Origin of the sequence: Clostridium chromiireducens (assembly GCF_003575225.1) — a bacterium.
In the GTDB taxonomy this organism is placed as follows: Bacteria; Bacillota; Clostridia; order Clostridiales; family Clostridiaceae; genus Clostridium; species Clostridium chromiireducens.
The window spans coordinates 152,084-172,572 of sequence record NZ_QXDJ01000004.1 but is presented as its reverse complement, the minus strand read 5'-3'; the positions used below and the strand labels follow the sequence as shown (position 1 = coordinate 172,572).

Below are 20,489 nucleotides of genomic sequence, written 5' to 3'. Positions count from 1 at the left end.
AATACGTAGAGGGGGATTAAGATGAAAAGGAAAAGCAAAAGTTCAGCATTATTTATATTTATTATTGCTGTAATTGGATTTTTAGCTTTTGCAGGATTTAAAGGATTTGTTCTAGGAGGATGGGAATTTAAATCATTTGATAAAGTAATAAACAGAGGACTTGATTTACAAGGTGGAGTTTCTGTACTTATGGAAATTCAACAAGATAAAGTAACAAGAGAAGAATTAGATAGTACGAAAGAACATTTATCTCTAAGAGCAAATAAGCTTGGAGTTGCGGAAACAATAGTAACAACTGAAGGCGAAAAGAGAGTAAGAATAGATGTTCCTGGAATGACAAATTCTAAAGAAATTGTAGATAGCTTAAAGCAATCTGGTAATCTTGCGTTCAAGGGACCTAATGGAGAAGAAATTTTAACAGGAAAAGATATAAAGAAAGCTACTGCCCAAATGAATCAACAAGGTGGAGGATATGAAGTAGGTTTACAATTAAACGATGAGGGAACTCAAAAATTTGCAGAGGCAACAGGAAAGTATGTTGGACAAAAGATTTCAATTTATCTTGATGATGAGATGATATCAGATCCAGTTGTAAATACACAAATTACTGGTGGGGTAGCTAGTATTGAAACTCATGGTACATTAGAAGAAAATAAGAAGTTAGCAGGAATGATCAACTCAGGTGCACTTCCACTACCTGTAAAAGCGGTTTCAGTTACTAATGTAGGAGCAGAACTTGGTGTTACAGCATTCCCGAATTCAGTTAAAGCTGGAATTATAGGTGTTGGTTTAGTTTTCTTGTTTATGTTATTTAACTATAGACTTCAAGGATTAATGGCAAATATTGCATTAACTTTATATATAGTACTTACACTTTTAGTATTTGTAGAAGTTGGTGTTACTTTAACACTTCCAGGTATTGCAGCATTCTTACTTACTATTGGTGTCGCAGTTGATGCGAACATATTGACATTTGAGAGAACTAAGGAAGAATTAAAGAAGGGGTATACTATTAAAGCAGCTGTTAAAAAAGGTTCAGAAAATGCGTTGTCTTCAATAGTAGATTCAAACGTAACAACGTTACTTGCATCATTAATTCTGTATTTTATTGGATCAGGACCAGTTAAGGGGTTTGCAATTACTCTTATGATAGGTATAATCATAAGTTTATTCACTGGTCTATTTGTGACGAAAGTACTTGTTAGCTTAGGAGTAGAGATCGGTTTCATCAATAAATTATCACACTTTGGAGTAAGTAAAATAAAGGGGGATGAAAAACATGCTTAAGATAATGGAAAAGACAAAACTATGGTTTTCAATTTCCCTAATAATTATTGTAATTGGAATGGGATTCTTAATGGTTAGAGGATTAAATTTCGGAATTGACTTTAAAGGCGGTACAGAAGTAGTTATTCAATTAAATGAAAATATTAAAAAAGAAGATGCTGACGCAATAGTTAAAACTTATTCACCAGATGCGGTTACTAATACATCAGATAATAATAAGTATGAAATAAAGTCAGCAGATCTTGATAGTGATAAGTTAGCTTCAATTATTAAAGATTTGAAGAATAAATACCAATTAGATGATAAAGCGCTTGTTTCTCAAGATGAAATAGGTTCAACGGTTGGTGAAGAATTAACTAAAAATTCGATTACTGCATTGTTGGCAGCTTTCGGTGTAATGCTTGTATATATTGCTATTAGATTTGAGTTTAAGTTTGGAGTAGCAGCCATAGCAGCTACGATTCATGATATATTGGTAACTCTTTCCGTTTACTCAATATTTTATATTCCAGTAAATACTCCTTTTGTTGCAGCAATGCTAACAATTGTAGGATATTCTATGTGCGATACAATTGTTATTTTTGATAGAATAAGAGAAAATACAAAAATAATGAGAAGGGCAAAATCGATTGAAATAGCTGATGTTAGTTTAACTGAAACTATTAAAAGATCCATTTATACATCTGCAGCAACAGTTGTTACTATTATTGCAATGAATTTTCTAGTACCATCTGTTCAAGCTTTTACAATACCGTTAATCGTTGGTATTATAAGTGGTGCTTATTCATCAATTTGTATAGCTTCTCCTATATGGGTATATCTAAAAAATAAAGTTGGAAATAAAAACGGAAAATTACAAAGAGCTTAATTACTGGGAAAGATTACAAAGCCTCCAGAACTTTGATGGAGGTTTTTTCTTTTCTTAACAAAATAATTGTAAATTTTCTTATAATCATTTATAATATAGGTGTTTTCTAATTTTATGGAGGAATAAACCATGCGTAAATTCTGGGAAAGTATATATTGTCCAAATTATATTAGTGGATATAACCCATTTATACTTAAAGGTATGAATAAAGCAATAGAGAGACTAGCTTTGGCTGTTAATAACAGACAAAAGATAGTTGTTTATGGTACATATAATGTTGATGGAATTTGTGCAGTTTCATCATTAATTCTTGTTCTAAGATATCTAAATGCAGATGTAGAGTATTTGATTTATGATAGGCAAGAAAATGATGCTGTAATAAATTCGGTAGATATTAAGAATAATGTGGATTTTTTAGGAGCGGAACTTTTGATAACTTTAGGTGTAGGTTTGAAATCAAAAGAAGAAGTGGAGTTATGTAAAAAACTTGGCATTGATTTAATTATTCTTGAGAATGAAAAAAGTGAGCTTGTGAATGATTACATTTACATTAATCCTAATCAAAAGGGGTGCCAATATAGATATAAAGATTTATCGACAAGTGGTCTGGCATTTAAGCTTATGCAAGCAATAGCAATATACTATAATATGAAAAGCATAAATAAATATTTAGATTTAATACTTATTGGCATTCAGTGGACAAAAGTATCAGCTAGAGGCGAGAATGGCGTATTGATTAAAGAAGGAAATAAATTTTTAATGAATACAAATAATAATGGGTTACGGTCGATAATAGAATTTAATGGTATAGAAGAATTTAATGATGATGGTATAAATAAAATAATTGAATTTATAATCCCGCCTATTGGTGCAGTAGGGGTTATGGATAATGCTCGAATAGTTTTGGAGCTTTTAACCACAAATGATAAGGATAGATCAGATCAAATTGTTAAATATTTATATAGGTTAAAGAAAACTAATTCGTTGAAATATATAGATTAAGATTAGGTAGATGATTATTTAGCAATTAGTACATTAATTGAATATTAAATCATAAATTTGTGGTTAATAAATAAAGTGCTATGGAGGAATTAAAATGGATTTAAAAGAGAAAATAAGAGTAATTGAAAATTTTCCTAAGGAAGGTATAAGTTTTAAGGATATAACTACATTAATAGCCGATGGTGAAGGCCTAAGGGAAGCTATAAATCAAATCGTAAATCATTTAAAAGATAAGAAAATTGATTTGATTGTTGGACCAGAAGCAAGAGGGTTTATTTTTGGCGTACCAGTCGCTTATGCCTTAGGAGTAGGATTTGTTCCTGTAAGAAAACCAGGAAAATTGCCAGGGGAAACTATTTCTGTTAACTACGGACTAGAGTATGGTGAAGATACATTACAACTTCACAAAGATTCAATTAAGCCTGGTCAAAGAGTTGCTGTTGTTGATGATTTACTTGCTACTGGAGGAACAGTGGAAGGTGTTGCAAAATTAATAGAACAAGCAGGTGGAAAAGTTGTTTCATTAGATTTTGTGATTGAACTAACTGAACTTAAAGGAATAGACAAATTAGAAGGATACGATGTATTATCGTTAGTAAAATATGATCTTTAAATTTTAGATTCTCGTCTGAATTTTAATTATTATTGTGAATTGCTCAATAATTTCATTTTTGAAAAGAGCCATATAGTTTAGTTATATAGAAAATAGTTCAAAGATATATATGTATTTTGAACTATTTTTTTGAATATAAGTTAATGTCTTATTGAAAATAATTCTAAAATAATATATAATTATTAAAAAGTTAGGCTGGTTATAAAACCAGCCTTTGAATTTACTTTTAATGTAGAAGGAGAGTAATCCTTATGATTGATAAATTATTGGAAAAGATCCATAATAATTGTAACAATGTTGATGTTAATATGGTAGAAAAGGCATATCATTTTGCGGAGAGTGCTCATAAGGATCAAAAGAGAGAATCAGGTGAACCTTATATCATTCATCCAATAGCAGTAGCAGAAATTTTAGCAGAATTAGGCATGGATACAAATACAATTGTTGCTGGATTATTGCATGATGTAATAGAAGATACAGATTGTTCTTATGATGAAACAGTTAAACTTTTTAATGCGGAAATAGCAAATCTTGTAGAAGGCGTTACAAAGCTTACCAAACTTGGGGAAATGGAGTATAAAACTAAAGAAGAGCAGCAGGCGGATAATGTTAGAAAGATGCTGCTTGCAATGGCTAAGGACATAAGAGTAATAATAATAAAATTAGCAGATAGATTGCACAATATGCGCACTCTTAAGTTTATGCCAGAGAAGAAACAAAAAAATAAAGCAAAAGAGACTTTGGATATTTATGCACCATTAGCCCATAGATTGGGTATGTCTAAAATTAAATGGGAACTTGAAGATTTATGTTTTAGATATTTACATGATAAAGAATATTATGAGCTAGTAGACAGTATCGCTGAAAAAAGAGTTGAAAGAGAAACTTATACAAAAGATATAGTAAAAGATTTATACCAAAAGCTTGAAGCATCAGGAATTGATTCGGATATTGATGGAAGACCTAAGCATTTTTATAGTATCTATAAGAAAATGGTAAATAAGAACAAGAGTATTGAGCAGATTTTTGATTTAACAGCTATTAGAGTGTTAGTTCACTCTGTCAAAGATTGTTATGGAGTTCTTGGTATTGTTCACACCATATATAGACCAATTCCAGGGCGGTTTAAAGATTATATTGCTATGCCCAAGCCTAATATGTATCAATCATTACATACTACTGTAATTGGACCTCAAGGTAAGACATTTGAAATTCAAATAAGAACATTTGAAATGCATAAAACAGCGGAATATGGAATCGCCGCTCATTGGAAGTATAAAGAAGGAGATGCAGGAAAAGCAGAGCAAGATAAGCAAAAAGATTTTGAGAAGAAACTTGTATGGCTTAGAGATATGCTTGAATGGCAAAAGGAAACTTCAGATGCGGAGGAATTTATTGAAGGGTTTAAAATAGATTTATTTTCAGATGAAGTGTTTGTATTTACACCAAAGGGGGTTGTAATAAACTTATGTACTAATGCAACACCTATAGATTTCGCTTATAGAATACATACTGATATAGGAAATAAGTGCATAGGGGCTAAAGTAAATGGTAAAATAGTTCCTCTTGATTATACACTTAAGACTGGAGAAATTGTTGAAATATTAACATCACCTAATGCAAAAGGTCCGAATATGGATTGGTTAAATATTGCAAAAAGTAATCAATCAAAGAGTAAAATAAAACTTTGGTTTAAAAAAGCTAAAAAAGAGGAAAATATAATCAAAGGGAAAGAGCTTTTAGAAAAAGAATTAAAGAAGCAAGGTGTTAACTATAACGATATTGCTAAAGGTGAATTTTATGAGAAACTAATAAAAAGATATAATATTCACTCAATGGATGATTTATATGCTTTAATTGGTATTGGAGGTTTTTCAGTATCAACTCTTATTGTAAGACTTAAAGAAGACAATGGAATAGGTGTAGATAAAGCAAGCAAGGAAAAAGAAAATAAAGAGATTTTAAGTAAAAGCATTGAGGAGCAAATTGCAAAAACAGCAAGACAGAAAGAACATAATAGTTATGGAATAACAGTAAAAGGTGAAGATAACCTCATGGTTAGATTTGCAAAATGCTGCAGTCCAGTTCCTGGAGATGAAATTTTAGGGTACATAACTAAGGGTAGAGGTGTATCAGTACATAGAAAAGATTGTAGTAACTTACAAAATCTTATTGATACGGATGCAGATAGAGTTGTAGAAGTTAATTGGGGTTCAGCACAAGGAACATCTTATTTTGCTGAAATTCAAGTTCAAGCTGATGATAGAGAAGGATTACTTGCTGATATAATGAGTGTTATAACAGAACTTAAGCTGCAATTAAGTGCTGTAAATGCAAATTTATCTAAACAGGGTTCCGCAATAATTAATGTTAAATTAAAGATTACATCAATAGATAGTTTAAAAGATTTAATGAAGAGAATTAAAAGATTAAAAGGCGTAGTAGATGTATATAGAGTTAATAGTTAAAAATACGATGCTATAATTTAAGAAAGGTGAGATAACATGAGAGCAGTAGTGCAAAGAGTGAGCTCATCGAGTGTTACAGTTGATGGAAATATAATTGGAGAGATAGGAATTGGATTTAATGTACTTATAGGAATATCTAAGGAAGATACTTTAGAAGATTTAAAGTATATAAAAGATAAAATTATTAATTTAAGAGTATTTCATGATGAAAATGATAAAATGAACTTATCTTTATTAGATATTAAAGGTGAAATATTAGTTATATCTCAATTTACACTATATGGCGATTGCAGAAAAGGCCGAAGACCGAATTTTATGGAAGCACTAGGTGGGGAAGAGGCTAATAAACTATATGAAGAGTTTGTGAAACTTCTTAAGGAGTCAGATTTAAAGATTGAATGTGGTGAATTTGGTGCAGATATGAAAGTTCAAATTAATAATGATGGACCGGTGACCATATTATTAGATAGTAAAAGAAATTTTTAGACATATGAAATTATCGTTTATATGTCTTTAGGAGGAATTAAAGTTGATTATAAAAACAATTATAGCTGGAATGTATGAGGAAAATTGTTATTTAGTAATGGATGAAGATACTAAGGAACTTGGAATTATAGATCCAGGTGGACAGGCGAAAGTAATAGCTGAAAAAGTTCGAAATTTAGGAGGAAAAGCTAAATTTATTCTTTTAACTCATGGACATAGTGATCATGTAGATGGTGTAGTTGATTTAATGGATGAATTAAATGTTCCTTTTTATATTCATAAAGCAGAAGAGGAATTCATGCAAAATGATAATTATGTGTTTGGGTCATTACCTAAAACTGCAGAATATTTAAAAGAAGGAGATACTCTAAAATTAGGGAAAAATACTATAAAGGTTATTGAAACGCCAGGGCATACTCCAGGCGGAATCTGTTTCTTAATAAATGATAAACTATTTACAGGTGATACTCTTTTCCAAGGATCTATAGGAAGAAGTGATTTTCCAGGTGGAAATGGAATGAAGCTTGTTAAGAATATAAAAGATAAATTAATACCTTTAGGGGATAATATTGAAGTTTACCCAGGGCATGGAGGAGCATCTACTATAGGTTACGAAAAGAGAATGAATCCATTTTTATAAAGATATGATGTGCAATTTATTTGCACATTTTTTAAGGGAGCAATGATGGAAGTAAAAATTAATTTAAATAATCTTAAATATAGATACGAAGTATATCAATTATTTAACGTGTACTATCCAATGAAAGAAATTCAATTTGTTGATTTAGAAGAAGCAAATTTCATTTGTTATATTGATGAAAAAAATTTGAGGTTTAAATACGAAGATTATTACGAAGAAGAATCTTTAGGAGAAGATATCAAGAATTCTCTTAGAAGATTTCTTTTTCTGTGTTTAAGGAATATAACTCATGATATATATCCTTGGGGTATATTAATTGGAATAAGACCTTCTAAAATAGCGTTAAAATTACTTAAAGAAGGCAATAATGAAGAAGAAGTAATCGAAATATTTAAAGATAAGTATTTAGCTCATGAAGAGAAGTCGAGATTATGTATTGAGGTAGCAAAAGCTGAAGAAAGAATAGTTAATAAAGATAAGAACAATATTGCAATTTATATTGGAATGGCATTTTGTCCTACAAAATGTCTTTATTGTTCCTTTACATCAAATCCGATAGGTGTTCATAAAAAATTAGTAATGCCATACCTTGATGCGTTGACAAAAGAAATTAAGGGTATTAGCGGATATGTAAAAGAAAAAAAGCTTAATATCGAATCAGTATATTTTGGTGGAGGAACACCAACAGCAGTAAATGATGATGAATTTGCTATGATAATGAAAGAAATTTATGACAATTTTATTAAAAGTAGTAATGTAAAAGAATTTACAGTTGAATGTGGAAGACCTGATACGTTAACTAAAAATAAGCTTGAAATTATGAAAGAATGTAATGTAGATAGAATTAGCATCAATCCTCAATCAATGAATGATAAAACATTAAAGTTAATCGGGAGAACTCATTCTTCTGAGGATATTAAGGAAAAATTCAAATTAGCAAGGGAACTTGGTTTTGATAATATTAATATGGATATAATTATTGGGCTTCCAGGTGAAAGACATGAAGATGTCATTAATACAAAAAACGAATTGATAAAATTAAGACCAGATAGTATAACAGTACACGGGTTAGCGTTAAAACGTGGGTCAAGGATGTATGAAGAATTCATTCTTAAAAAGGGCATTGAAATTACATCACAAGAAGAGATTATAGAGATGTATAATGAAAGTAAGCATTTAGCGGAATATCTAGGCATTTTACCATATTATATGTATAGACAAAAAAATATGGTTGGAAATATGGAGAATTTAGGGTATGCTAAAGAGGGTAAAGAATGCATTTACAATATTCAAATGATTGAAGAAAGACAAACAATTATAGCACTCGGAGCAGCTGCTGTGAGTAAAGTGGTATTTTTAGATGAAGATAGGCTAGAAAGATTTCCTAATTTAAAAGACCTTCATGAATATATATCAAGAATAGATGAAATGATTGAGGGAAAAAAGAAATTATTAGATACTTTATATTAACAACTGGCTATATTTGTAATATTAAAGCATAATGGTAATTTTGAACTTTCAAATTTTAAATAAATAATGTACAATTGTCTATGGATAATTATACATATGGGAATAATATGCATATTCTAAGAAAATATTTGCTTTTAATAAGAAAGTTTATTTAGGCTAAAAAATCTAATTAAGAACTTTATTAAAAGTAAGCAGTTAATTGCATGAAATAGTGTTATAAATATTAACTGTATTAAACTGGTTGGGAGGAACTAAAAAATGGCAATGGAAATGCAAGCACCTAAAGGGACTAAAGATATGTTACCTGAAGATGCATATAAGTGGCAATATATTGAAAGTGTGTTCAGAAAGGTTGCTAAAACTTACGGAATAAGAGAAATAAGAACGCCTATGTTCGAGCATACAGAATTATTTTTAAGAAGTGTTGGGGATACTACCGACATAGTTCAAAAGGAAATGTACACTTTCAATGATAAAGGAGATAGAAGTATAACATTAAAACCAGAAGGAACTGCCTCAGCAGTTAGAGCATTTGTAGAAAATAGATTATTTAATGAAGCTCAACCTACAAAGTTATATTATATAACTCCCGCTTTTAGATATGAAAATGTACAAAAAGGAAGACTTAGACAATTTCATCAATGTGGATTGGAAGTTTTTGGTTCAAATGCAGCTTCAATGGATGCAGAAGTTATAGCAGTTGCCATGGATACTTTAAAGGAATTGGGTTTAAAGAGTTTAAGTTTAAATATAAATAATTTAGGATGCCCAAGTTGTAGACCTAAATATAATGAAGCACTAAAGAAATTTTTAGCTGAAAATTATGATGGACTTTGTGATACGTGTAAAACTAGATTTGAAAAAAATCCTATGAGAATCTTAGATTGTAAAGAAAAGAAATGTCATGAAATCACAAAAAATGCTCCAACAATTTTAGAGTATGTATGTGAAGAATGTGAAACACACTTTAATAAAGTTAAAGAATATTTAGATATTTTAGGTCTTCCATATACAATAGATCCAGGTATAGTAAGAGGATTAGATTATTATACTAAAACTATATTTGAAATTCTAACTTCAGATTTCACAGTATGCGGTGGAGGAAGATATGATAAGCTTATTGAAGAACTTGGTGGTCCTGATATGCCAGCAGTTGGATTTGGTATGGGAGTAGAAAGATTAATTATGACTCTAGAAAAAGAAAATATAGAAATACCTAAGGAAAACTTATTTGATTTATATATTGGTGCTAGAGGGGAAGAAGAAAGCAAGTATGCATTTAAGTTAGCTAGCAGTTTAAGATCTCTAGGTGTTAAGTGCGAAATAAATCACATGGGCAGAAGTGTAAAAGCCGAAATGAAATATGCTAATAAAATAGGTGCAGCCTTTACTACTATTTTAGGTGAAGATGAATTAACAAATAAAAAAATTAACCTAAAGAGAATGAGTGATGGCGAAATATTTGAAGTGTCATTAGATGACTTAGATGAAATTGCAAAAACACTTAAGTAATTAATAGTTTATAAAAAGAACCAAGGGAGGATTTTAGTAATGGGTGAATCTTTAAACGGATTAAAACGTACAATGATGTGTGGAGAACCTAGAGAAGAACATGTAGGAAGTAAAATAACTTTAATGGGATGGGTTCAAAGAAATAGAAAACTTGGAGGTCTCGAATTTATAGATTTAAGGGATAAAACAGGTATAATGCAAGTGGTTTTTGGTGAAGAAATAAATGCGGAAGCTTTTGAAAAAGCAAAGTCAGCTAGATCAGAATACTGTATTGCTGTAACAGGAGAAGTTGTTAAAAGAGAAAGTGTTAATGAAAACATGCCAACTGGTTTTGTTGAATTAAAATGTGAAGAGATAAAGATTCTTTCTGAATCAGAAACTCCTCCAATTTACATAAAGGAAGATTTAGATGCAGCAGAAAATATCAGGTTAAAATATAGATATTTAGATTTAAGAAGACCTGACATGCAAAGAATATTTGAAATAAGAAGTAAGACAACTAAAGCTATTCGTGATTATTTAGAAGAACATAACTTCTTAGATGTTGAAACTCCAATTTTAACAAAGAGTACACCTGAAGGAGCTAGAGATTATTTAGTGCCATCTAGAAATTATCCAGGAATGTTTTATGCGCTTCCTCAATCACCTCAAATATTTAAGCAATTATTAATGGTATCTGGATTTGATAGGTATTATCAAGTAGCGAAGTGTTTTAGAGATGAAGATTTAAGAGCAAATAGACAGCCAGAATTTACTCAAGTTGATATGGAGTTAAGTTTTGTTGAGCAAGACGATATTATGGCTGTAAATGAAGGATTAATTTCTCATGTATTTAGAGAAGTAGGCGGAGTAGATGTTAAGCTTCCAATTAAGAGAATGACATTTAGAGATGCTATGGAGAAATATGGTTCAGATAAACCAGACTTAAGATTTGGAATGGAAATAACAGATATAACTGAAAATGTTAAAGATTTAGACTTTGTTGTATTTAAATCAGCAATAGAAGCGGGAGGATCTGTCAGGGCTCTATGCTTAAAAGGTGGCGCAGAACTTGGAAGAAAGCCTTTAGATAAACTAGGCGAATTCGTTAAAACATACAAAGCTAAAGGTCTTGCTTGGATTCAAATTAAAGAAGATGGTGTTAAATCATCGATAGCTAAATTCTTAACTGATGATGTGACAAATTCCATTGTTAAAACTATGAGTGCTGAGAATGGTGATGCTATTTTAATAGTAGCAGATAAAAATTCGGTAGTATTCCAAAGTTTAGGTGCTCTAAGATTAGAACTAGCTAAGCAATTTGATTTAATTAAAGATAAAAGTGAATTTAACTTTACATGGATTACGGAATTCCCATTATTTGAATACAGTGAAGAAGAAGAGAGATACACTGCTTGTCACCATCCGTTTACAGCTCCAATGGATGAAGACTTAGAATTTATTGAGTCTGATCCAGGACGTGTACGTTCTAAGGCTTATGACTTAGTATTAAATGGTGAAGAATTAGGAGGAGGATCTATAAGAATCCACGACATGGCTCTTCAAGAGAGAATGCTCAAAGCACTTGGATTTACTCAAGAACAAGCATGGGCTCAATTTGGATTCTTGCTACAAGCTTTTAAATTCGGACCACCACCACATGGCGGTTTAGCATTTGGTTTAGATAGAATGATTATGTTCTTAGCTGGAACTGATAACATTAAAGATGTTATTACATTCCCTAAAAATCAAAATGCATATTGTTTCTTAAGTGAAGCTCCAAACATAGTTGATGAAAAACAACTAACAGAACTTGGAATTGGAATTCTTCCTAAAGAAAATGAAATAAAAGAATAATTACTAAAGGATTGTGACTAATAGCATATTGTTAGACGCAATCCTTTTTATGTATTATTTATATAGAAGAAAAGATAAAGAAGACTTTTATACTGCTATAATAATATTTAGTATAAAAGTCTTTTTATAAAAATAGATTGAATTTTTTTTAGATATGTCTTTGAAATGCTATAGTATAAAATCTTATAAATATTAGACTTAGCTATTCTTGATAAGGGATTAGAAAGTAACCTTAGAAGAGAATTGGTGCGTTAGTATTCAATATATCAATTAATCTTCTACTTAGCAAAGGTTCTTCAACAGCGTTGTCGCAGGCAAATTTCAGTTCATCTAACGTCATAGAAATATCTTCCTCAATGAATTCTTTTGAATCCCAAATTATAGAATCTTCTATAAAATTGAAAATATCACATGGATTATTAAATATTTTCAAGAATAATCTCTGATTAGGATCGTTATCCCAAACGTCATTAAATGAGTCGCAAAAGTTTTTGAATTCAACATCTAGTGAATTCTGCTTAGAATTCCAAAGGTTACTTATGAACTCATAGGATTTTTTCATTGAATTTACAGAGTTTAAATCTACATTCGAATCATTATATTTTAAGGTTTCACTAACTATAGTATCAAAATCAGATATAGGTATAAAGAAATCATCAGAATTGCGATCAAACCAACTAAAAAAAGATGTTGGTAAAAACACATATTCTAAAAATCCTAGTAAACTGTAACCACAAGGATAAGCAGCCCACCCGCATTGCAAAATATTTTTATCAAGATCGAAAATTCCCGTATAAATGATTTTTGAATTTTTAGTTATTTCCTTACTATCAAAATATCCTTCCCATAAATCTTCATTATTAATAATTTTGCTTTTCCAGAAAGAAAAATTATTATAGGGATTCTTTCTTAGATTATTTTGTTTTATATTAGCTTCCAATGATAAATTCCCCCTCTCAATAATCATATACTAAAAAAGTAAAACAGAAGAAAAATTAACTGTTTTCTTTAGTTCTATGTTTTAATTAAAGTTTAGAATAATACTCTACTACTAGTGAATCATTTATTTCGATAGGAACCTCTTCTCTTAATGGATATCTACTAAGAGTACCTGAAAAATTACCTTCGTTTTTACTAAGGTATGGATATGCATTAAGAATATTGGATAAAAAAGTATCTCTAAATAAATCATTATGTTGAGACTTTTCTTTTAATTTAATGGTATCTCCGAGATTTATATTGAAAGATGGAATATCTACTTTTTTACCATTTACAAGAAAATGACCATGAACTACCATTTGGCGGGCTTGAGCAATAGAGGTTGCAAAACCAAGTCTATAAACTAGGTTATCAAGTCTGCACTCTAGTCTTTTAATTAAAGAATAACCAGTTGGCTCCTTATCTTTAAGTGCTTTTTTAACATAAGAGGCAAATTGTTTTTCCATTACACCGTAATATGCTCTAAGTCTTTGTTTTTCTAGTAATTGTGTGCCGTACGCTGAAAGCTTTTTTGCATTTCTAGCACTACCATTATTAGATCTTTTCATTGCGTTAGGATGTCCAATAACATTTAATCCTAGACGTCTACATAATTTAAACCTAGGGTTCCTCATTCTTGCCATAAAATATCAACTCCTATCAAGTCAAGCATAAAAATCAGTCTAAAAAACATAGCATTTATAAAAAAATATTTGTGAATTTCAGTCACATTATTATTCGTATATAGTAAGATATAAATCTTAGGGATTTTTGTGACTAATTTCATAATTAGTTTACTCAAGATGAATGATTTGACACGTTGTATTTTATGGTAATTCATTTAAAGAATTACATGAAGTTAGAGTTTAGAGCTTGCTAAATTAGTTTTAATAAAATATATATGTTATAATTAATCAGAATAAAATGTGTAAAATTGGGGGGAAAAAAATGTTAGGAACAATAGTAAATTCATTAGCAATAATTGGCGGCTGCTTGGTAGGATTAATTGTTAAAGGGAGACTTACTGAAAAAGTTAGTACAACAATAATGAATGGACTTGCTTTATGCGTATTATACATAGGAATATCAGGAGCGCTTAAGGGTCAGGATACATTACAAATTATCATTTGTATAGCTATAGGTGCTTTGGTTGGAGAAATAATAGATTTTGATAAAAGACTTAATGATTTAGGAAATATAATTGAAGAAAAGATAAATAATAATAAAAAGAACAATTCGAGTGAAAAGATATCTATATCAGAAGGATTCGTAACATCGAGTTTATTATTTTGTGTTGGAGCAATGGCAGTAGTTGGATCTCTTGAAAGTGGATTAAGAGGAGACCATTCTACTCTTTTTGCTAAGTCTATTCTAGATGGGGTATCTTCCATAATATTTTCATCATCTCTTGGTATAGGAGTAATGCTCTCTTCGGTTGCTATATTAATTTATCAAGGAAGTATAACACTTCTTGCAGGAGGTCTTTCAACTGTATTAACTGAAACTGTAATAAGTAATATGTCAGCTGTCGGGAGTCTTTTAATTGTAGGCCTTGGATTTAATATGCTTGGAGTAAGCAAGATTAAAGTTGCAAATTTACTTCCTGCTATATTTATACCTATTATATTTGGGCTTTTTTAAGATAATAAAATATTATAATTATTTCTTTATGATAAAAACATAATCTATACATATTTATGCAATTAAAATGAAATGAGGTAATGTAATATGAAAATACAAATGTATCAAGTAGATGCATTTACAGAAGAGATTTTTAAAGGAAATCCAGCTGCTATATGCATATTAGAAGAGTGGATAGATGAGAATTTAATGCAAAATATTGCTAGTGAAAATAATTTATCAGAAACTGCTTTTTGCATAATTAAAGATGATATATGTGAATTAAGATGGTTTACGCCAGAAGAGGAAATAGATCTATGTGGACATGCAACCCTTGCAACTGCATATGTGATATTTGAAGTTCTAAATTATCCTAAGAATATTGTGAAATTTGAAACAAAGAGCGGAATCCTAACCGTAGAAAAAGATGGAGAAAATATAACAATGGAATTTCCAAGTAGAGAAGGTAATGAAGCTGCTATTACTGAACAATTAATACAAGGTTTAGGAAAAGAACCTAAAGAAGTATATAAATCAAGAGATTTAATGGTAGTGTATGATAATGAGCAGGATATAATAGATTTACAGCCTAATATGGAAGTATTGAAATTAATTGATGCATTTGGAATTATAGTTACTGCAAAAGGAGAAAGTTCAGACTTTGTTTCAAGGTATTTTGCGCCCTTATGTGGAGTACCGGAAGATCCGGTGACGGGTTCAGCCCACTGCACCTTAGTTCCATATTGGTCTAAGGTTCTTGAACAAAATAAAATGATTGCTCATCAATTATCTAGGAGAGGCGGATTATTGGTGTGTGAATATACTGGGGAAAAGGTGAAGATTTCTGGGAAAGCTAAGTTGTTTTTTAAAGGAGAAATTTTTATAGATTAAATTATATTTTTTGTACTAGATAAGCCCAAAATTTAAAATACTGTTAAGACCTAAAGATGAATTAGTCGTATTTTAAATATTTGTGTGAAATTAGCAATATTATATATTTGTGAAAATGAGTTTGTAGGTATTTCTTACGAACTCATTTTTTATTGGTTAACTTTTAATTAACCAAGTTTAACATGGATTAAATATAAATGTAATAAAGAAGGGTTATAGTTAAAAAGTGGAAGACGAGAACTTATTAGCAATAATTATGGTTAATATAATCTAGAATCTTTAGAAAGTAGGTTAGAATATGGCAAATGTAATTTTAAAAAACATTAATAAGTGGTATGACAATGATTATAAGGCTGTTAACACTATTAATTTAGATATTGAGAATGGAGAGTTTGTAGTTTTAGTAGGGCCATCAGGCTGTGGAAAATCTACAACATTAAGAATGATTGCAGGCCTTGAAGACATATCTTCAGGAGACTTATATATTGGAGAGAAACTAGTAAATAAAGTTGAATCAGTTAATAGAGATATAGCTATGGTATTTCAAAATTATGCTTTATATCCACACTTTTCTGTTTATGAAAATATGGCATTTGCCCTTAAGATTAAAAAAATGGATAAAAAGGAGATAGATAAAAAAATACAGGAAACCGCAGAAATATTAGAACTTAAAGATTTATTAAATAGAAAGCCAAAAGAATTATCAGGAGGGCAGAGGCAAAGAGTTGCATTAGGTCGTGCAATTGTTAGAGAACCAAAGGTATTTTTGATGGATGAGCCGCTATCAAATTTAGATGCAAAGCTTAGAGTGTCAATGAGAAGTGAGATAATTAAACTTCATCAAAGGTTAAAGACAACTTTTATTTATGTAACACATGATCAAACCGAAGCTATGACGATGGGAAGTAAAATTGTTGTAATGAATAAGGGAGAAATACAACAAGTCGCAGATCCAGTTTCAATATATGAAAAACCAAGAAATAAATTTGTAGCTAGTTTTATTGGTTCTCCTCAAATGAATTTTTTTAATGTTGTTGTAGATAGAATTGATGATAGGTTATATATAGAAAACAAATTTATCAGATATGAGATTAAAGAAAATCATTTAAGAAAGATCTTTGAAGAGAAGTATTATAGGGCAGAAGTAATAGTAGGAATAAGGCCAGAGGATATTGAAGTTGTTCAACATATTAGAAGTGATTCTAATGAGAGGTTTGTTATCGAGGATATTGGCAGTAATATTAAAGTCAAAGAGTTTGTAGAAAAAACAGTTTCGTCAAAATTGGAGAAAAATAATATATCTTTAGCACAGATAGAATTAGTTGAAATCTTGGGTTCGGAAACGTATATACACTTCAATATTAATAATAATAAGTTCATTTGTAAGATTAACGGAGTGTTTAGAGGTGAACAAGGACAAACTATAAGTGTTAAATTTAATTTTAGTAAAGCACATTTCTTTAACAAAGATTATGAAGAGAGAATTGATTGGGAGGAATAAAGATGAAAGTCATTTTAAAGAAGATTGAACCGTACTTATATTTAACTCCTTGTCTTTTGGGATTTTGGATATTCATGTTTTTTCCGTTTTTAAAGACGATATTTTTAAGTTTCAATATAACAAATGCTAATGGGGAAGCTGTCGAATTTGTAGGATTTGATAACTATAAAGAATTATTTTTATCATCAGATTTTTTAAATAGTATTCAAATAACAATTAAGTTTGTAGCAATTACAGCCATACCAGCAATAATTATCGGACTTATACTTGCTGTACTTGCAAATAGGAAATTTAAAGGAAATAATGTGTTTGAAGTTATGTTTGCAATGCCAATGGCAGTATCATCATCAGCTGCTGCTGTAGTTTGGATGTTATTATTCCATCCATCAATTGGAATTATAAATTATCTCATAAAAGCACAAATTGGATGGTTGACTGATGAAAAGTTAGCATTATTCTCGGTAGCTTTAGTGACAGTTTGGCTTAATATAGGATTAAATTTTATATTTATATTAACAGGGTTAAAAAATATTCCGGAAGAATTAAATGAAAGTGCGCAAATAGATGGAGCTAGTAAGATTTTAAAGTTTTTTAGATTAACTCTGCCTCTCATCTCGCCCACGTTATTTTTTGTTGTATTTATAAATATGGTTAATTCATTTCAATCCTTCGCACAAATTAAATTATTAACATCAGGTGGACCAGCTAATTCAACTAACGTTATTGTACATGAAATTTACAGGGAAGCATTTTTTAACAATAGATTTGAAACAGCATGTGCAGAGTCAATAGTATTATTTTTTATAATATTTTTGATTACATTAATTCAATTTGGATTTGAGAAGAAGGGAGTATTTTATTCATAATGGAGAGCAAAGTTAAAAACTTATTGTTATATTCAATTAATATTTTGATTGGACTCATTATAATTTTTCCAATAATATACGCATTCAGTGTTAGTTTGATGACTCAGGATGAGATATTTTCCTTTCCACCTAAATTGCTGCCATCAAGTATTAATTTAGATAACTATAAACAAGCAATATCATCTGTTCCAATATTCAGATTTATTTTAAATAGTTTTTATATATCTAGTCTAATTACAATAGGACAAATGGTAACTTCCTGTTTAGCTGCATATGCATTTTCTTATTTTGAATTTAAAGGGAAAGGTATATTATTTGTTCTATGTTTATCGACTTTAATGATTCCAAGTGAATCAACAATAATAGCAAATTATTTAACTATAGCAAAACTAGGTCTTACAGATACTTATACAGGTCTAATAATACCTTTTTTAGCATCGGCCATGGGAATATTTTTAGTAAGGCAATTTTACCTGACTATTCCTAAAGAGTTAAAGGAGGCATCAACTCTTGATGGTTGTAGCAACTTTAGATTTTTTATGAAAGTCTTGCTTCCTATATCAAGACCTGTAATATCGGCTCTTGGAGTATATACATTTTTAAGTACTTGGAACCAATATATGTGGCCATTACTTGTAACAAATGCACCAGAAAAAAGAACAGTTCAAATAGGTATAAGTATGCTTCAATTTGCAGAAAGCCAAAACATAGGATTGGTTTTTGCAGGTGTAATAATGATTATTTTACCGTCAATTGTGATTTTTATTATTGGACAAAAGCAGCTCATAAAAGGAATCACATCTGGAGCAGTAAAAGGATAGAAAAGCAAAACGCTGTACCTATTAGATAATATTCAAAATTAACGATTTATCTACTGGTGTGCGTTAAAAATATAATACTAATGAATTTATTTTATTAAGAGCAAAAGATTAAATGTTTATATGAGTCTTTGAGAAATTAATACTAAATTATGAATAATGAAGGGGAGTTTTTTATGAAGAAAAGAATTTTATCAGTTTTACTAACTGCATGTTTGTGTGCTACATTCCTAATGGGGTGTGGAAGTTCAGCTACCAACAGTGAAAGTGTTAAGACAAATGGAAAAGCAGATGGAAAAAAGGAAATTGTATTTTGGCATTCAATGGGTGGTGGAGGCGGAGAAGCCATCAACGAAATGGTTGACAAGTTCAATAAGGAAAACAAAAATAATATAATTGTTACTGCCCAATATCAAGGAGAATATGATGATGCTATAAATAAAATAAAAAGTTCTAAGGACAAAAAAAGTTATCCAGATGTAATGCAGCTTTATGATATTGGTACTAGATGGATGATAGACTCTAAGCTATCAACTCCAATGCAGAAGTTTATTGATGAAGAGAAATATGATACCTCAGCCTTAGAACAAAATCTTTTAGGGTATTATACTGTTGATAAAAAATTAAATTCTATGCCATTTAATTCATCAACTCCGATTCTTTATTATAATAAAACAGCTTTTAAAGAGGCTGGCTTAGATCCAGAAAAAGCTCCAACGGATTTTGAAGAAATAAAAGCATATTCAGAAAAGTTAACTAAGAAGGATGGAAATACTGTGACTCAATATGGATATTCTATGGCGATTTATGGTTGGTTCTTTGAACAATTTTTAGCTAAACAGCTAACTCCCTTTGCAAATAACGGTAATGGAAGAGAGTCCAGTGCTACGGCAGTAGATTTTAAAAATAATGGCGGAGGTTTAAAGATTTTAAAAGCGTGGAAAAGTCTTTACGATCAAGGGCTACTTGGAAATTTTGGCAGAAAGACAGCTGATACGCAACAAGCATTTATAGCTGGAAAAACAGCTATGTTTATTGATTCGACTGCATCACTTAATGATGTATTAAAAGGCGTTAATGGTAAGTTTGAAGTTGGAACAGCCTTTTTACCTAAAATAAATAAGGATGACAAAGGTGGAGTTTCAATTGGAGGAGGATCCTTATGGATTTTGAATAAAGATGATGATGCAAAGCAAAAAGCTGCTTTTGAATTCATTAAATTTATGGTTTCGCCAGAACAACAAGTATATTGGAATGAAAAAACAGGATATTTTCCAGTAACCACAAAAGCTTATGATTTACAAGAAATGAAAGATAACTTAGCAAAAACTCCTCAATTTAAGACCGCAATTGATCAACTACATGCATCACCAATTGAATCTAGAGGAGCACTTCTAGGAGTATTCCCAGAGGCAAGACAAACTAATGAAACAAATATAGAAGCGGTGCTACAAGGAAAATTAACGCCAGAAGAAGCGATAGATGCTAGTGAAAAATCAATTAACTCAGCAATCGAAAAGTATAACAAGGCTAATAAGTAATGGATGACTCAAAATAAATAAAGTAATCAAAACATAATTATTATTAAATAAATATAAAAAAGATAGTGGGTATTAGATTGTATCTTCTATCT

Annotated in this window: 18 protein-coding genes; 16 read left to right on the top strand and 2 right to left on the bottom strand. The window is 30.2% G+C overall.

Features of this window, described 5'->3' with window-relative positions:
* Positions 1 to 21 precede the first annotated feature (21 nt).
* From secD to aspS, 10 genes are all read left to right on the top strand, one after another.
* Entirely contained in the window at positions 22 to 1,287 is a 1,266-nt protein-coding gene (secD, locus tag D2A34_RS16645) for a protein translocase subunit SecD (protein WP_119367349.1), read from the top strand.
* Entirely contained in the window at positions 1,280 to 2,155 is an 876-nt protein-coding gene (gene secF / locus D2A34_RS16640; protein ID WP_079441065.1) for a protein translocase subunit SecF, read from the top strand. The genes secD and secF overlap by 8 nt, the downstream gene beginning before the upstream one ends.
* A 129-nt stretch (positions 2,156 to 2,284) precedes the next feature.
* Positions 2,285 to 3,157, top strand: coding sequence for a DHH family phosphoesterase (locus D2A34_RS16635; RefSeq protein WP_079441067.1), 873 nt, complete (start codon positions 2,285 to 2,287; stop codon positions 3,155 to 3,157).
* 94 nt (positions 3,158 to 3,251) lie between these two features.
* Positions 3,252 to 3,770 carry an adenine phosphoribosyltransferase gene (locus D2A34_RS16630; protein WP_079441069.1) on the top strand — a complete coding sequence of 173 codons (519 nt, stop codon included), beginning with the start codon at positions 3,252 to 3,254 and terminating at the stop codon, positions 3,768 to 3,770.
* A 251-nt stretch (positions 3,771 to 4,021) separates the two neighbouring features.
* Complete coding sequence (locus D2A34_RS16625) at positions 4,022 to 6,238, top strand: RelA/SpoT family protein (protein WP_119367348.1); 2,217 nt, start codon at positions 4,022 to 4,024, stop codon at positions 6,236 to 6,238.
* A 36-nt stretch (positions 6,239 to 6,274) separates the two neighbouring features.
* The gene (dtd, locus tag D2A34_RS16620) at positions 6,275 to 6,724 is read left to right on the top strand and encodes a D-aminoacyl-tRNA deacylase (protein WP_079441072.1); all 450 of its coding nucleotides are present in this window, start codon (positions 6,275 to 6,277) and stop codon (positions 6,722 to 6,724) included.
* A gap of 43 nt (positions 6,725 to 6,767) precedes the next feature.
* Positions 6,768 to 7,364 (top strand): MBL fold metallo-hydrolase, encoded by a 597-nt coding sequence (locus tag D2A34_RS16615; protein ID WP_079441074.1) that lies wholly within the window; start codon positions 6,768 to 6,770, stop codon positions 7,362 to 7,364.
* 45 nt (positions 7,365 to 7,409) lie between these two features.
* On the top strand, positions 7,410 to 8,834 hold the full coding sequence (locus D2A34_RS16610; protein WP_119367347.1) for a coproporphyrinogen III oxidase: 1,425 nt from the start codon (positions 7,410 to 7,412) through the stop codon (positions 8,832 to 8,834).
* 258 nt (positions 8,835 to 9,092) lie between these two features.
* Positions 9,093 to 10,346 carry a histidine--tRNA ligase gene (gene hisS, locus D2A34_RS16605; protein ID WP_079441078.1) on the top strand — a complete coding sequence of 418 codons (1,254 nt, stop codon included), beginning with the start codon at positions 9,093 to 9,095 and terminating at the stop codon, positions 10,344 to 10,346.
* Between the two features lie 39 nt (positions 10,347 to 10,385).
* Positions 10,386 to 12,182, top strand: a complete 1,797-nt coding sequence (aspS, locus tag D2A34_RS16600) for an aspartate--tRNA ligase (protein WP_079441080.1) — start codon at positions 10,386 to 10,388, stop codon at positions 12,180 to 12,182.
* Between the two features lie 232 nt (positions 12,183 to 12,414).
* Here the strand turns inward: aspS and D2A34_RS16595 are convergent, their stop codons facing one another.
* Both D2A34_RS16595 and rpsD read right to left on the bottom strand, forming a co-directional pair.
* On the bottom strand, positions 12,415 to 13,122 hold the full coding sequence (locus D2A34_RS16595) for a hypothetical protein (RefSeq protein ID WP_079441081.1): 708 nt from the start codon (positions 13,120 to 13,122) through the stop codon (positions 12,415 to 12,417).
* A gap of 85 nt (positions 13,123 to 13,207) precedes the next feature.
* A complete protein-coding gene (gene rpsD, locus D2A34_RS16590) occupies positions 13,208 to 13,804 on the bottom strand; it encodes a 30S ribosomal protein S4 (RefSeq protein WP_079441083.1) in 597 nt (198 codons plus the stop codon).
* A gap of 304 nt (positions 13,805 to 14,108) precedes the next feature.
* Here rpsD and D2A34_RS16585 point away from each other — a divergent pair, with 304 nt between their 5' ends.
* The 6 genes from D2A34_RS16585 (at position 14,109) to D2A34_RS16560 (ending at position 20,397) form a co-directional block, all read left to right on the top strand.
* A complete protein-coding gene (locus D2A34_RS16585; protein ID WP_119367346.1) occupies positions 14,109 to 14,801 on the top strand; it encodes a DUF554 domain-containing protein in 693 nt (230 codons plus the stop codon).
* 87 nt (positions 14,802 to 14,888) lie between these two features.
* Positions 14,889 to 15,671 carry a PhzF family phenazine biosynthesis protein gene (locus D2A34_RS16580; protein WP_119367345.1) on the top strand — a complete coding sequence of 261 codons (783 nt, stop codon included), beginning with the start codon at positions 14,889 to 14,891 and terminating at the stop codon, positions 15,669 to 15,671.
* Between the two features lie 298 nt (positions 15,672 to 15,969).
* Positions 15,970 to 17,172 carry an ABC transporter ATP-binding protein gene (locus D2A34_RS16575; protein WP_119367344.1) on the top strand — a complete coding sequence of 401 codons (1,203 nt, stop codon included), beginning with the start codon at positions 15,970 to 15,972 and terminating at the stop codon, positions 17,170 to 17,172.
* A 2-nt stretch (positions 17,173 to 17,174) separates the two neighbouring features.
* Positions 17,175 to 18,038 (top strand): carbohydrate ABC transporter permease, encoded by an 864-nt coding sequence (locus D2A34_RS16570; RefSeq protein WP_119367343.1) that lies wholly within the window; start codon positions 17,175 to 17,177, stop codon positions 18,036 to 18,038.
* Positions 18,038 to 18,859 (top strand): carbohydrate ABC transporter permease, encoded by an 822-nt coding sequence (locus D2A34_RS16565; RefSeq protein ID WP_119367342.1) that lies wholly within the window; start codon positions 18,038 to 18,040, stop codon positions 18,857 to 18,859. The genes D2A34_RS16570 and D2A34_RS16565 overlap by 1 nt, the downstream gene beginning before the upstream one ends.
* Before the next feature lie 173 nt (positions 18,860 to 19,032).
* Positions 19,033 to 20,397 (top strand): ABC transporter substrate-binding protein, encoded by a 1,365-nt coding sequence (locus D2A34_RS16560; protein WP_119367341.1) that lies wholly within the window; start codon positions 19,033 to 19,035, stop codon positions 20,395 to 20,397.
* Positions 20,398 to 20,489 lie beyond the last annotated feature (92 nt).